Origin of the sequence: Nocardia bhagyanarayanae, from assembly GCF_006716565.1 — a bacterium.
GTDB classification, from domain to species: Bacteria; Actinomycetota; Actinomycetes; order Mycobacteriales; family Mycobacteriaceae; genus Nocardia; species Nocardia bhagyanarayanae.
This window is the reverse complement of the sequence record NZ_VFPG01000001.1, coordinates 5,210,943-5,223,471: the sequence shown is the minus strand read 5'-3', so window position 1 is coordinate 5,223,471 and position 12,529 is coordinate 5,210,943. Positions and strand designations below refer to the sequence as shown.

The following is a 12,529-nucleotide window of genomic DNA, read 5'->3' as shown; positions in this document are numbered from 1 at the left end:
TCCCGGAGAAGGCAAGCGAAGTGGCGGCGTTGTCAGCCGAAACGGATCAGCACTTTCACGACATCGTCGAGCTTCTTGTCCGAAACCTCGAACGCCTGCTCCATGTCGTCGAAAGCGAATTCGTGCGTCGTCATCGGCGTCGGGTCGACCTGGCGCGACTCCAGGATGCGCAGCAGACGCTCCATGCGGAGCCGCCCGCCAGGACACAGTCCGGTCGCGATCGTCTTGTCCGCCATGCCGACTCCCCATTCGACGCGGGGTATTCGGACGAATTCGCCGTCGCCGAAATATCCGACGTTGGAGATCGTTCCGCCCGGCTTCGTGATCTTCACCGCGGTCTGGAACGTGGCATCGGCGCCGAGCGCTTCGATCGCGGTATCGACGCCCTCACCGCCGGTCAGTTCGAGTACCCGCTCGACAACATCCTCGCTCGTGAAATCGATGATCTCGCCGGCGCCGTACCGGCGTGCCAACGCTTGCCGCGCCGGTACCGATTCCACACCGATGATCAGACCGGCGCCCCGCAATCTCGCTCCCGCCGTCGACATCAAGCCCACCGGTCCCTGCGCCAAGACCGCCACGGTGCCGCCGATCGGGATGTTGCCCTTCTCCGCGCCCATGAATCCGGTCGACAGCATGTCGGAGCAATACACCGCCCAATCGTCCGGAATCGCGTCCGGGATGACGGCGAGATTCGCGTCGGCATCGTTGACGTGAAAGTACTCGGCGAAGACGCCATCTTTGGAGTTCGCGAATTTGAAACCGCCCAGCGGGCCACCCGATTGCGAAGGAAACCCGTTCTGCGAGGCCGTATCGCCCCAATCCGGGGTGATGGCACCGGCCAGGACACGATCGTTCGGCCGGATGCGCCGTACCTCGCTGCCGACCGCGTGCACGACTCCCACGGCCTCGTGACCCAAGGTCAGGTTCTCCCGCGGGCCGATACCACCCTGGACGGTATGCGAGTCGGATGTGCAGATGAGGGCCGTGGTAGTCCGCACTACGGCGTCGAATGGGCCGGGCTCCGGGACGGGTTTCTCGGTGAACCCCACCGACCCGATCTCCTTCATGACGAACGCCTTCATCGTCCTGCCTCTCCCTAACGCTTACGATCGTAGAAACGGGCATGTCGACGGCGAATCTTCGCAAATTTAGCAGCTTCACCCCGGGCCACCAACGATTGTTACCACCACGCGATCTCCGCTACAGCAGCCTCCTGCGGCCGTGGCAACGCCGCGGCGCGGGAAATCTTCGGAATGCGCCACGTGATGCCCGCTCGCCCGGCACAATTTCGGTGAATCGCACCGCATCCGGTCGAAACGGCTCGGCTTCGAATCCCACATGTCGCGAGCGCGCCGAGCTCAGGCCGGTACACGCCGTCGATGAAGTCGTGTTCAGCGAATCCGAAGTGTTCGGCCAACGCTTGCCCGCCCTGATGATGATCGGTGTTCACCTGGGCTTCCGCACAGAAGACCTACGACTCGACCAGAAGGAGATGTCATGATCGCCAACCGGGGTCGAATTGCCCGCTCCGTTCTCGTCGCCGGGACAGTGGCCGCGGCCGTCGTGCTCACCGGCTGCGGTGACAACGGCGACGACACCGCGCAGGAAACCACCACCATGATGACCACACTGCCCGTCACTACGACACAGCCCACTACCACTCCCGCGGCCTCGCCGACGACGGGCGCCGAAATCGGCGCCGAAGCCAGTCAGCAGTTGTGCGACATGATCCAGCCCGAACTCGACAACTGGCGCGACCAAGGTTCGACGGTTGCCAAGACCAGTTTCAACGGCACCGTGCAGAACTGGGCGGCCCGCAACGAGCTGACCGACGACGTCGTTCAGGACAAGACCATCGTCGACACCGTCACCACGCAGACCTGCCCCGATGTGCGTCAGCAAGCACTGGAGGTGCTCGAGGTCCCCGACCTCGCCTCCGCCCTGGTGGGATTCGGCGGATAGAACGCTCGGCGTAGTAGCCGCCGTGAACCCGCCTCGCGGCATTCGTGCGTAGCGCGGTGGACAAGGGGTAGGCGGTGTAAAGCACCTACCCCGACGATTGGAGGCGTCATGAGGGACGTCGATGACACTGTTCCCGCCGGTCGCGGCCGCCCGCTCCGAATTCCGCGCAGCCGGGGAGCCATCGGCGGGCTCGCGGTGCTACTGCTGGGCGCCTGGGGTGCGCTGATCCCGTTCCTCGGGCCGTACTTCGACTTCGCGTTCACTCCGGACGAGCCGTGGGTGTGGACCGCGGCGCGTGGGTGGCTCCAAGTGCTGCCCGGCGTCGCCGCGGTCGTCGGCGGACTGCTCATGTTGGTCAGCCGCAACCGCCTGGTGGCGAGCTTCGGCGCGTGGCTGGGAGTGGCGGCGGGCTTCTGGTTCGTCATCGGACCGGTACTGGCGGACCCGCTGGGAATCGGGCATGTCGGCGACCCTGTCGCCACGTCCGACTGGAAAAGCGCTGTGCTGCAACTGACCTACTTCTACGGTCTCGGCGCGCTGATCCTCTTCTTCGCCGCGACCTCGCTCGGCCGATTGTCGGTGCGTAGCGCACGCGATATCGCCTTCGCGCGACGCGAGGTCGATGCGAGAGCAGTCGCCGACGCGGACAGACAGAGCCGTGTAGCCGACGCGCCAGGACCTGACGGACCCGCCTCGTGGGCCAATCCCGCGAAGGGGCCGCGGCCGAGTGATCCCGGGCTGCCCCGCGGCTGAAACCGGACACAGGAGATAGTGCCGCTCCGGAGTCGTCGTGGCGCCGCCCGTGGCGATCTACGGTGGAGATATGACGGCTCTGGAGTATCAGCATGTGCTGGTCGCGCGGGATGGCGAAACGGTGCGCATCACCATGAACCGGCCGGATCGGCGCAATGCGCTGTCGGGGGAGCACTTGGCCGAACTCCTCGCCTCGTTCCGGGCCGCGGGCGAGACCGATGCCACCGGGATAGTGCTCGGCGCGCACGGTCCGGTGTTCTCCGCGGGACACGACTTCGCCGATGTCGCCGCTCGCGACCTGCTCGGCGTGCGGGAACTCCTCAGCCTGTGCACCGAGCTGATGTCGACCGTTCAATCGGTGCCGCAGGTGGTGATCGCCCGGGTACACGGCCTGGCGACGGCCGCGGGCTGCCAGCTGGTGGCCTCCTGCGATCTGGCCGTCGCCGCCGAATCGGCCGGTTTCGCGCTCCCCGGCGGTAAGGGTGGCTGGTTCTGCCACACCCCCGCGGTTCCGGTGGCCCGCGCCGTCGGCCGCAAACGGCTGATGGAGCTGGCCCTCACCGGCGACCCGATCGATGCCCGCACCGCCGAACAGTGGGGCCTGATCAACCGTGCGGTGCCGGATGCCGAGCTGGACTCCGCCGTGGACGAGTTGCTCGCCCGCGCCACCCGGGGCAGCCGGGCCAACAAAGCACTCGGCAAACGCACCCTCTACGCCCAACTCGACCGCCCCGAAGCGGACGCCTACACCCTCGCCCTCGAAGTCATGGCCGCCGCCGCGCAACTACCCGGCGCCCGCGAAGGGATGGCCGCCTTCCTGGAGAAGCGCCCACCCGTCTGGCGCGACTAGCAACCCCGGCACAGGCCGATGGCATGCGAGATTCGAACCTCCTGGTCAAGGTGAAAGCCGAGTCCCGCAACGCATCCCACGGCTTCAGCGTTGCGACGGCGCAACGGGCTGCGATGCGAGCGCGGCCTGCATGGCGACGCCGTCGACGTAGGAGTGCTTCTCCTTGACGGCACCGCCCTCGACCAGGACGAAGTCCGCGAGGTCGACGCACACGCGATTGCCGGTCGCCGACGTCCCGGTCAGCTGCCATTGCACCACCCAGAAATCGTCTCCGACGCGCAACGAGATCAGGTGGAAGGTCAGGTCGGGAACCAGGGCGAAAGTGCCCGCCGCCGCCGCACGGATGGCGGCGCGGCCTCGGGCGGGTTCCTGGCCGGAGTGCAGGTGGAACACCGAGTCGGCGGTGTGGAGTTCGATGATCCGGTCCGGGTCGCGGTCCGCCCAGCACGCGTGGTAGCGCTCGAACAGTTCTCGCGTGGCAATGGTCATGAGGGTGGACTCCGATCGTTGTAGCAGTAGTTTCGTCGATCCGGCCTGAGAGGCGTTCTGCGAGAGCCACTCTGGAGGCTGTGACCGATCAGGGACTTCAGTGTCGCGGGGAGCCGTCCGTCGTGGCGACGGGCGAACGCCGCCACTTCGAACGCGTTCGTTGTGCGCGCGCACAACGAACGCTAGGTTGACGACAGTGACCCAGGACACGCACGCCGACCGCCCGCGCCTCCTCGACGAGCTGCGCGCGGATCTGGCCGCGATCTCCGAAATGGTCACCGCCAGAATCGAAAACGACGACCGCGACTACGGCGACGCCGCGCTCGATCATCACGAATTGGCCGTCCTGGTGGCCGACAGCCTCGAGGCATTGCTGGATTCCCTTGGCGGAGCGTCCTATTCACTCGAACCCGCACGCGGAGCCGGACGCCTCAAGGCCGAGCGAGGCATCCCGCTGGACAGTTTGCTGCACGCCTTCCGTGTCGCGGGCATGGCGTTCTGGGAGGTCATCGTCGAACGCGCCGACGATGACGACCGTCCCGCGCTACCTCGGCTGTCGACGTTGATGTGGGCGACCGTCGACGAGTATTCCGTCGCGGCGGCCGAGGCCTACCGGCGCGTGGTCGTCGCCGGGACCGAACAACCCGATCAACGGTTGCTGCGGGCGCTGCTCGATCCCGGCTTCCCGGCGACGCAGCGTGCGGGGTTGGGCAGAAGAATGCGCCTGCCGGCCCGAGCCACGTTCGTCGTTCTGGTCGGCGACGTGCACCTCGTCGCGAACGGACTAACCACCGTCCGCACCCGTCTCGCCGAGGACCGAGTCACCCTCGCCGCCGCGGTCTCGCCGGTCACCCTCGGCCGCGCGCTCCGAACCGTGCGGACGCGAGCCGGGGCGAGCAAGCCGTTCACCGACCTAGTGGCCACGCCTACCGCACTGGACCAGGCGCGCCTCGCCTTCCGCTGCCTGAGCGAGGCGGACATCGGAATCCACACCTATGCCTCGTCCCCGGCGCGTGCGTTGATCGCGGCGAACCCCGGACTCGCCGCGGATGTCCTCTCGGACGCGCTCGCCGCGTTCGATCGACTCCATCCCGACGACGCCGACGCGCTGGTGCGGACCGCCCTGGCCTGGTACGAACTCGGTGGCTCCACGTCGGCGGTCGGGGAGCGGCTGCACCTGCACCGCAACACGGTCCTGCATCGTCTCAAGCGAATCGAGCGACTCACCGGCGCGGCCTTCGCGGTACCCGCCGACGCGGCGCTGCTGTATCTGGCGCTGCAAACACTGCTGCTGCGGGCGCCCGGCGACAAATCGTGACATTCGGCCGCGATTGCCCTTGAATCGGAAACATTCGGCGTCGATTTCGCATCCTGGTTTCATATCGAGATCGAATTGCGCAGTCACACCGCGATTTCCATCTTCCATTGTGGTCGGTGCCGTGCAACATATTCGAATCGCATACCGATGATCGACTATTGCGGGCACCGTGTGGCACGGTCGTATACTCCGGTTATGGCGGATGAACCGTCCTCCACGGAATTTCCCGAGGCGCCGGTTCTGGTGGTGCAGACGAGGGAACGTGTCTATCGGCTACGCGCCGGTGGCGCATATAACGTCGGTCGCGATCCCGCCTCCGACATCGTGGTGACCGATCCCCGGGTATCCGCCGTGCACGCCGTTCTGGAACGGGGATCGAACGGGTGGGAAATCGAGGACGCGGGCAGCCGCAACGGCACTTACTTCGACGGTAAACGCGTCGAGCGCATGGTGATCGACCGAGACGAGACGTTCCAGCTCGGCCACGCCCGGGACGGCGAGCAGTTGACCTGTTCGGTCGAAGCGCCACCCGGCCACGAGACCGATGGCGATCCCGGCAGCGGCGACACGATGATCGTCCCCGATCCCGGCTACGACCTCGACGATGAAGCGACGGTCACGAAGTTCCGCACGGGCGATCGGCCGGTCGCGCGATCGTTGGCTCCGGCCGCCGACCCCAGCGCGGTAGTCCGGATCACCTCGAGCCCGCTTCGGATCGGCCGCGCCGCCGACAACGACATCGTCGTGTCCGACCTCATGGTCTCCCGCCATCACGCCGAACTGCGGATGCTCGGCGACGGCAAGTACCGGATCGTCGACCTCGGCAGCCACAACGGCACCTACGTCAACGGTTCCCGGGTCGATGCCGCCGACCTCTCCGAATCCGATCTGATCGGCATGGGGCACACCACGGCTCGGCTGGTCGGCGACGAACTGCGGGAGTTCGTCGACACCGGCGACGTGTCGGTCTCGGTGCAGAACCTCATCGTGCGGACGGGCGAGGGCAAGGTGCTGCTCGACGAGGTGAGCTTCCCCATCCCGCACCGCTCGCTCGTCGGCGTCATCGGGCCCAGCGGAGCGGGCAAGTCGACGCTGCTCGGCGCGGTCACCGGGTTGCGACCGGCGACGGAGGGAACGGTTCGCTACGACGGACGCGATCTGTACACCAACTACGACGAGCTCCGGCATCGGATCGGCCTGGTACCGCAGGAGGACATCCTGCACAACCAGCTCCAGACTCGGCGCGCGCTGCTCTACGCGGCCGAACTGCGCTTCCCCGGCGACACCCGTCGCGAGGAGCGGGAGCAGCGGGTCGACGAGGTCCTCGGGGAGCTCGGCTTGGCGAAGCACGCCGACACCCGCATCGATCGGCTCTCGGGCGGACAGCGCAAACGCGTGAACGTGGCGCTGGAGTTGCTGACCAAGCCGTCGCTGCTGTTCCTCGACGAACCGACCTCCGGCCTGGATCCCGGCCTGGACAAGACGGTGATGGAAATGCTGTCCGAGCTGGCGCACGATGGACGGACCGTCATCGTGGTGACGCACAGCGTGGCGAATCTCGATGCCTGCGACCGCCTGCTGGTCCTGGTGCCCGGCGGTCGGCTGGCCTACTACGGTCCGCCCGCGGAAGGGTTGCGGCACTTCGGGCAGCGCACCTGGGCCGAAGTGTTCCAGGCGTTCGAACGCGAGGCCGACCGCGACTGGGCGGGCGAGTTCCGTGATTCGCCGTACTTCCAGCAGTACGTGGCGGTCGGACTGACCGACGAGGTCGGCCCCACGGAGGTGCGCCCGCCGGAGCCGCCGCCCGCGCCCCAGTCCAAGCTCAGCCAGCTCAGTACGCTGTGCCGTCGCTACCTGGCCGTCATCGCCTCGGACCGAAGCTATCTCGCGCTGCTCGGCGTGATGCCCATTCTGCTCGGCGGCTTGATCGCCGCGGTGCCGCCGGGCGAAGGTTTCGCCGGGACGCCGGGAACCAACGTCGACGCACCGACCAAACTCATGATCCTGATGTTCGCCGCATGCTTCGTCGGCACCGGCAACTCGATCCGGGAGATCGTCAAGGAGCAGACGATCTACGGCAGAGAACGCGCGGCAGGCTTGTCCGCGGGCGTCTATCTGATGTCGAAGATGCTGGTACTGGGGGTGATCACCACCATTCAAGCGGTGATGTTGGTGCTGATCGGCACCATCGGCGTGGATATGCCGCCCAGCGGGCTGTTCACTTCGGTCGAGGTGGAGCTGATGCTGGCGATGGCGCTGCTCGGCATCACGTCGCTGGCATTGGGCCTACTGGTGTCGGTCTCGGTCAACACCTCCGAGAAGACACTGCCGCTGCTGATCGTGCTCTCGATGGCGCAACTGGTGCTCACCGGCGGCCTGGTGCGGCTGCCCGGCACCATCTTCCTGGAGCAGTTGTCCTATATTTCGCCCTCGCGGTGGGGTTTCGCCGCGGGAGCGGCCACCCTCGACCTCGACACCCTCTCGCCGCACGACGGCGCGGCCGACCCGCTGTGGAAACACAGCATCGGAACGTGGTTGGTCGACATGGGAGTCGTCGCGGCCCTGGGGATCGTCTTCCTCGCGCTGGCTTGGTACCGCCTGTACCAGCTGCGCCCACGGCGCCGCGGCGCCCGTCCCGCGCGGATCTGACGAGCGAGCCGCGTCCGGGGATGTTGGCGTTTCTCGAAGATTCCGCAATGCCTGCGCGGCGGTTCCCACACGATCGTTGTCGTGCTCGGCCTGCCGCGTAGCCGGGATTATCGAGTGAGTGACGTGGTGAGCAGTGTCGCGACATCGGGCAGGAGTCTGTCCGTCTGCCGCGGCGAGCCGGTGGCCAGCTCGGTGAGCGCCAGGTTCTGGGCTGCCCCGAGTAGCAGGACGGCTGCGGCGTCGGCGTCCAGATCGCCGCGGAGTCTGCCGAGCTCCTGTTCGGCACGCAGGTAGTCGGCAATACGGTCCACTGCCAGCTGTGGTCCAGTGCCTTGTTTCCCGGAGACTTGCTGATATTCGGCGCGGAGGGCGGGGTCGCTGAGTAGGACGGCCATCAAAGGCAGTGCGCTGCCTTGGAACTCGATCAGCGCGGACAGCAGGTCGCGCAGGTTCTTGTCCAGGTCGCCGCTGCCGACCGCGGCGACGCTGTCGGCGATGGCGATCCTGGGAAGTTCTTCGCACAGTGCAGTGGTGAGCAGGGCGGACTTGCTGCCGAACTGCTTGAAAATGTTGCCCTCCGAGCATCCTGCCTCCCGGGCGATCTGCGCGGTGGTGATCTGGCCTCCGTGCTCACGGGTGAGCTTGATGGTCGCGGCGACCAGTCGGTCCCGTGCGCTGGGTGGCATTTCTTCTCCCTTGTCAGTGAGTGCGTACGCACCTACCATTCTAGGGTGAGTGCGCACGCACTCACCAGCTATGGATGAGGAGAATCATGACCAGTGCCCGAGCCCACGAACCACATGGATCATCGGCGCCGCCCGCCCCCGCTCGGCCCACTCCAACCGTCCCGCCGGTCCTCGGATTCTCGGCGTTGCTCGGCGGCTTCTTCGCCGCGGCGTGGTTCGGCTATACCGCGGTCCGCGCCGAGGACGGCCGCAATCCGGTCACCGACTGGCTCGACCCGATGCTCGCCGCGGCGACTGTCACGCTGCTGGTCGTGCTGCACGCGGTGGTCATCCTGTTGTGGGCGCAGCTACCCGCCGTCCGGGCCACGGGCATCGCGGTCGCTGGTCTCGTCGCGGGGCAATGGATGTACATCACCGGTGAAGTACTGTCGAACACGATCACCATCGGAGAGCCGCCGCAGGATGTCGGTTCTCTGCTCGAAATCGCCGGCGGCGTCGCCACTCTCGCCGCCGCGCTCTGCCTGGGCATCGTCTGGGCCCGTCGGTCGATGAGCAGCCGCGCCATCCCGGCTGTCGGCGCGATCGCCGCTGTCGCTGTACTCGGAATGGCATGGTGGCTGACGCACCCCATCGACCAGAGCCTGCCCGGGGCACCCGAATGCGTACCGGGCAACCCCATCTACAACATCACACACGGCCGCAGCTGCTGACGACAGTTCCACCGGTATCTCATGGGTCGGCCTGGCCGCCGCCCGTGCTCGCGGACGCACCGGCGGCCGGCGAGGATGTCGATGACGCTGCCCGGCGAGCTTCGAGCGCGTCCAGTATCAGCTCCAGCCCGAAGTCGAACTCGGTGGTGTGGTCGTAGCCGGGTCGCAGGGCGTGGTCGACGATCATTTCCGTGAGGTACGGCAACTCCTGAGCCGGCAGCTGCTCGAGGAGGTCGCCCGCGACTTCCTCGACATCGGCCGGAGTCGTCATCGGCAGGTTCACCTCTTGGAGGACGTACCCGCTGACATAGCTGTCGATGAGCGAGATGGCGTGCGCGGACATGGCCAGCGAGAACCCCGCTTCCCGGAGGACGCCGAGGACGGCGTTGTGGTGGCGCAAGGTCGCCGGTCCCGGATTGCGCCGGGAATCCATGAGCCCGAGAGCCCAGCTGTGCCGCGACAGAACCGCACGCGCGGAGCGAGCGCGCGCCCGGATCGCATCGCGCCACTCGTCGCATTCGACCGCGGGTAGCTCGATCGCCGCGAACACCGCGTCGACCACGCCGTCGAGGAGGGCGTCCTTGTTCGGCACGTGGTTGTAGAGCGACATCGCCTCCACGCCCAGTTCCTGCGCTACCCGCCGCATCGAAATAGCCTCCGCCCCACCGCGATCGGCAACCGTGATCGCGGCGTCCAGCACGCGATCTCTGCTGAGGGGTCGGCGTGGGGGCATCACTTCTCCAGGGTGCGAAGGTGTTGACAAGCTTACAAGTGTAAGTCAGCCTTACAGGTGTAAGTTTCCGGGGTTGTCAGCAGCCGCGTTCCCGGCATACGACCAACCCGCGATGCCCTTTCGGGGCGAGAGAAGGAGATCACCAATGCCTATGCCGAGGTGGTGGGGGCACGTCAACAAGCGGGTGTTCAATCCCCGCGCGATCGCGGGAGGGAAGTGGCCCGTACTGATTCACGTCGGCCGAGTCTCCGGCGCGACCTACCGCACGCCGCTCGACGCGCATCCCGTCGACGGTGGCTACCTGTTCGTTCCGGTGTACGGATCGGGCTCGGACTGGGTGCGCAACATCCTGGCGGCGGGCACCGCGCGGCTCCGGGTCGACGGCACCGAGGTCGACCTCGCCGCCCCGCGTTTGATCGGAACGGAGGAGGCGTTCCAAGCCATGCCTGTCGACGTGGCGCGTCCGCCGAAGCTGCTGCGCATCAACGAGTTCCTTCGCATGGACTTGGTCACGGCCTGACCCGGACGACCTACGATGCCAGCGCTTGCACGAATTCCCGCATACCCGCCAGCGTGTGCGCGGGCATCATGATGTCGCAGAACGGCAGCGCCGCCGCCATCGCGCCGGTGGTGGGCTGGAATCGGGGATCGCCCGCGCGGGGGTTGAGCCAGATGACGCGCCAAGCGCGGCGCCGGATGCGAGCCATCGCACGGGCGACGACATCGGGGCTGTCGCTGTCCCAGCCGTCCGAGGCGATGACGACGACGGCGCCGCGCACCGCGTCACCGAACGGCGTCGCGAGCAGCGCGCCGAGGCATCGGCCGATGTGCGTGCCGCCGTAGCGGTCGGCCACCTTGTCGTTGGCCCGCGCCACCGCGACATCGGGGGAGCGGTGCGCCAGCACCGAGGTCAGCCTGGTCAGCGAGGTGGAGAAGGCGAAGACCTCGGGTCGATCGGGGGAGCGGCGCTGCATCGCGGCCCGCATCAGATGCAGGTAGATCGTCGCGTACGGCTGCATCGAGCGGCTGACGTCGCAGATCAAGACGATTCGGCGGCGTCGGCGGCGGGGACGAGTGCGGACCAGCACCGCCGACTCCCAGCCGGTGCGGCGGGAGTTGTTCATCGTCGCCCGGAAGTCGATCCGCTTGCCGTGTGGATGGCTTTCGTAGCGCCTGCTGCTGCGCTGGGGCCAGAGCGCCGACGCCTGTTCCAGCCAGGTCCCGATGGTGCGCAGATCGCCCGGATCGAAGCGGGCGAACGGTTCCTGTGCCCGCGCCGCGAACCGGCTCGGCAGCACCTCCGGCAGCGTCGCGCTCTGGTCGGTCGAGCGGTCGGAGCCGGCTACCGATCCCAGTGTCGCCCAAGGTACTTCACCACCTTGCCGAGGCTGTCCGCGACCGCCCGTGCCCGGCGCCGTCGCGCGTCCGGGCGGCGCTCCGTGCGTTCGGCTCGGCGGGTCCGTGCCCAGCACCGCGTCGGCGAACAGCGTCGCGAAGACCGCGTCGAAGGGCGCCAGATCCTGCATCCGATCGACGAGCGTGAGGCGCGTAGCCCAGTAGAGCTCGGTGCGCGTTCGCGGCGCCATGCGACGCAGGGCCTGCACGTACAGCGCGGGCCCGCTCGGCGCCACCGCGACCCCGCCACGCCGCAGTCGCGCGACGACCGCGACAGCGAACGCGGCCAGATCGACGCCGCGCAGCAGAACCGCTCGCGTCATCGCTGCCCGCGAATTCGCCTGAGTGCCAGAACGATTCCGAGCAGTGCCGCAAGCGCCAACGCGATCGCGGGCGCATACTTCCGGATCATCGCCGACCCGACGAGATCGGCCAAATCGAGCGGCGCCTGCTCGGGTTGCGCGACCGGTTGTGGCCGCGCAGCTCGGCTGTCCGCCTCGGCCACCGGCTCGGCTGAAGCCGAATCCCCCTCCGCGAGTTTCGCTTCCAGCGATGCGACGAATTGACCGATCATCTTCTCGGACACCTGCTGCAGCATCCCGCTGCCGAATTGCGCGAGCTTGCCGACGATCTTGAGGTCGGTGTCCACGGTGACACGGGTCTTGTCGCCGTCTTCGCGCAATCGTGTGGTGATGACCGCCGCGGCATTGCCGGATCCGCGCGAATCCCGGCCGCGGCCGTTGATGACGGCTCGATGGTCGAGTTCGTCGCGCTCGACGAAATTCGCCTTCCCGCTGAATTCGCTGATCACCGGACCGACTTTGACTTTCAGCTTGCCGAGGAAATCGTCTCCCTCCCAGCCCACCATCTGTGCGCCAGGCATGAGCGGCACCACCTGTTCGAGGTCGGTCAGCACCTCCCATGCCCGCTCGACGGGTGCGTTGACGGTGAACTCGTTGGCGATCTTCATCGGAGTTTCCT

The 12,529-nt window shown here is 67.3% G+C and carries 14 protein-coding genes; 8 read left to right on the top strand and 6 right to left on the bottom strand.

The window, feature by feature from the left end:
• Positions 1-32: 32 nt before the first annotated feature.
• Positions 33-1,085, bottom strand: coding sequence for an NAD(P)-dependent alcohol dehydrogenase (locus FB390_RS22695; protein ID WP_141810759.1), 1,053 nt, complete (start codon positions 1,083-1,085; stop codon positions 33-35).
• Between the two features lie 41 nt (positions 1,086-1,126).
• Here FB390_RS22695 and FB390_RS22690 point away from each other — a divergent pair, with 41 nt between their 5' ends.
• The 4 genes from FB390_RS22690 (at position 1,127) to FB390_RS22675 (ending at position 3,568) form a co-directional block, all read left to right on the top strand.
• On the top strand, positions 1,127-1,504 hold the full coding sequence (locus FB390_RS22690) for a hypothetical protein (RefSeq protein WP_141810758.1): 378 nt from the start codon (positions 1,127-1,129) through the stop codon (positions 1,502-1,504).
• Positions 1,501-1,965 carry a hypothetical protein gene (locus tag FB390_RS22685; RefSeq protein ID WP_141810757.1) on the top strand — a complete coding sequence of 155 codons (465 nt, stop codon included), beginning with the start codon at positions 1,501-1,503 and terminating at the stop codon, positions 1,963-1,965. The genes FB390_RS22690 and FB390_RS22685 overlap by 4 nt, the downstream gene beginning before the upstream one ends.
• Positions 1,966-2,073: 108 nt before the next feature.
• The gene (locus tag FB390_RS22680; RefSeq protein WP_141810756.1) at positions 2,074-2,718 is read left to right on the top strand and encodes a hypothetical protein; all 645 of its coding nucleotides are present in this window, start codon (positions 2,074-2,076) and stop codon (positions 2,716-2,718) included.
• Between the two features lie 70 nt (positions 2,719-2,788).
• Complete coding sequence (locus tag FB390_RS22675; protein ID WP_141810755.1) at positions 2,789-3,568, top strand: enoyl-CoA hydratase-related protein; 780 nt, start codon at positions 2,789-2,791, stop codon at positions 3,566-3,568.
• Between the two features lie 84 nt (positions 3,569-3,652).
• Here the strand turns inward: FB390_RS22675 and FB390_RS22670 are convergent, their stop codons facing one another.
• Positions 3,653-4,057 (bottom strand): nuclear transport factor 2 family protein, encoded by a 405-nt coding sequence (locus FB390_RS22670; protein ID WP_141810754.1) that lies wholly within the window; start codon positions 4,055-4,057, stop codon positions 3,653-3,655.
• A gap of 196 nt (positions 4,058-4,253) precedes the next feature.
• On the opposite strand from FB390_RS22670, the gene FB390_RS22665 reads away from it, so the two are divergent.
• Both FB390_RS22665 and FB390_RS22660 read left to right on the top strand, forming a co-directional pair.
• The gene (locus tag FB390_RS22665) at positions 4,254-5,375 is read left to right on the top strand and encodes an RsbRD N-terminal domain-containing protein (RefSeq protein WP_141810753.1); all 1,122 of its coding nucleotides are present in this window, start codon (positions 4,254-4,256) and stop codon (positions 5,373-5,375) included.
• Between the two features lie 195 nt (positions 5,376-5,570).
• Positions 5,571-8,024: an FHA domain-containing protein gene (locus FB390_RS22660; protein WP_141810752.1), complete on the top strand. Its 2,454-nt coding sequence runs from the start codon at positions 5,571-5,573 to the stop codon at positions 8,022-8,024.
• Positions 8,025-8,131: 107 nt separating this feature from the next.
• On the opposite strand, the gene FB390_RS22655 is transcribed toward FB390_RS22660, so the two are convergent.
• Positions 8,132-8,710, bottom strand: a complete 579-nt coding sequence (locus FB390_RS22655) for a TetR/AcrR family transcriptional regulator (protein ID WP_185757138.1) — start codon at positions 8,708-8,710, stop codon at positions 8,132-8,134.
• An 86-nt stretch (positions 8,711-8,796) separates the two neighbouring features.
• Here FB390_RS22655 and FB390_RS22650 point away from each other — a divergent pair, with 86 nt between their 5' ends.
• Complete coding sequence (locus FB390_RS22650) at positions 8,797-9,420, top strand: hypothetical protein (RefSeq protein WP_141810750.1); 624 nt, start codon at positions 8,797-8,799, stop codon at positions 9,418-9,420.
• 19 nt (positions 9,421-9,439) lie between these two features.
• Here FB390_RS22650 and FB390_RS22645 read toward each other — a convergent pair whose 3' ends face one another.
• On the bottom strand, positions 9,440-10,153 hold the full coding sequence (locus FB390_RS22645) for a TetR/AcrR family transcriptional regulator (RefSeq protein WP_141810749.1): 714 nt from the start codon (positions 10,151-10,153) through the stop codon (positions 9,440-9,442).
• A 145-nt stretch (positions 10,154-10,298) separates the two neighbouring features.
• Between FB390_RS22645 and FB390_RS22640 the strand changes: the two genes are divergently transcribed.
• Positions 10,299-10,673 (top strand): nitroreductase family deazaflavin-dependent oxidoreductase, encoded by a 375-nt coding sequence (locus FB390_RS22640; protein ID WP_141810748.1) that lies wholly within the window; start codon positions 10,299-10,301, stop codon positions 10,671-10,673.
• A 10-nt stretch (positions 10,674-10,683) separates the two neighbouring features.
• Here the strand turns inward: FB390_RS22640 and FB390_RS22635 are convergent, their stop codons facing one another.
• Positions 10,684-11,871 (bottom strand): vWA domain-containing protein, encoded by a 1,188-nt coding sequence (locus FB390_RS22635; protein WP_141810747.1) that lies wholly within the window; start codon positions 11,869-11,871, stop codon positions 10,684-10,686.
• A complete protein-coding gene (locus FB390_RS22630) occupies positions 11,868-12,518 on the bottom strand; it encodes an SRPBCC family protein (protein WP_141810746.1) in 651 nt (216 codons plus the stop codon). The genes FB390_RS22635 and FB390_RS22630 overlap by 4 nt, the downstream gene beginning before the upstream one ends.
• Positions 12,519-12,529 lie beyond the last annotated feature (11 nt).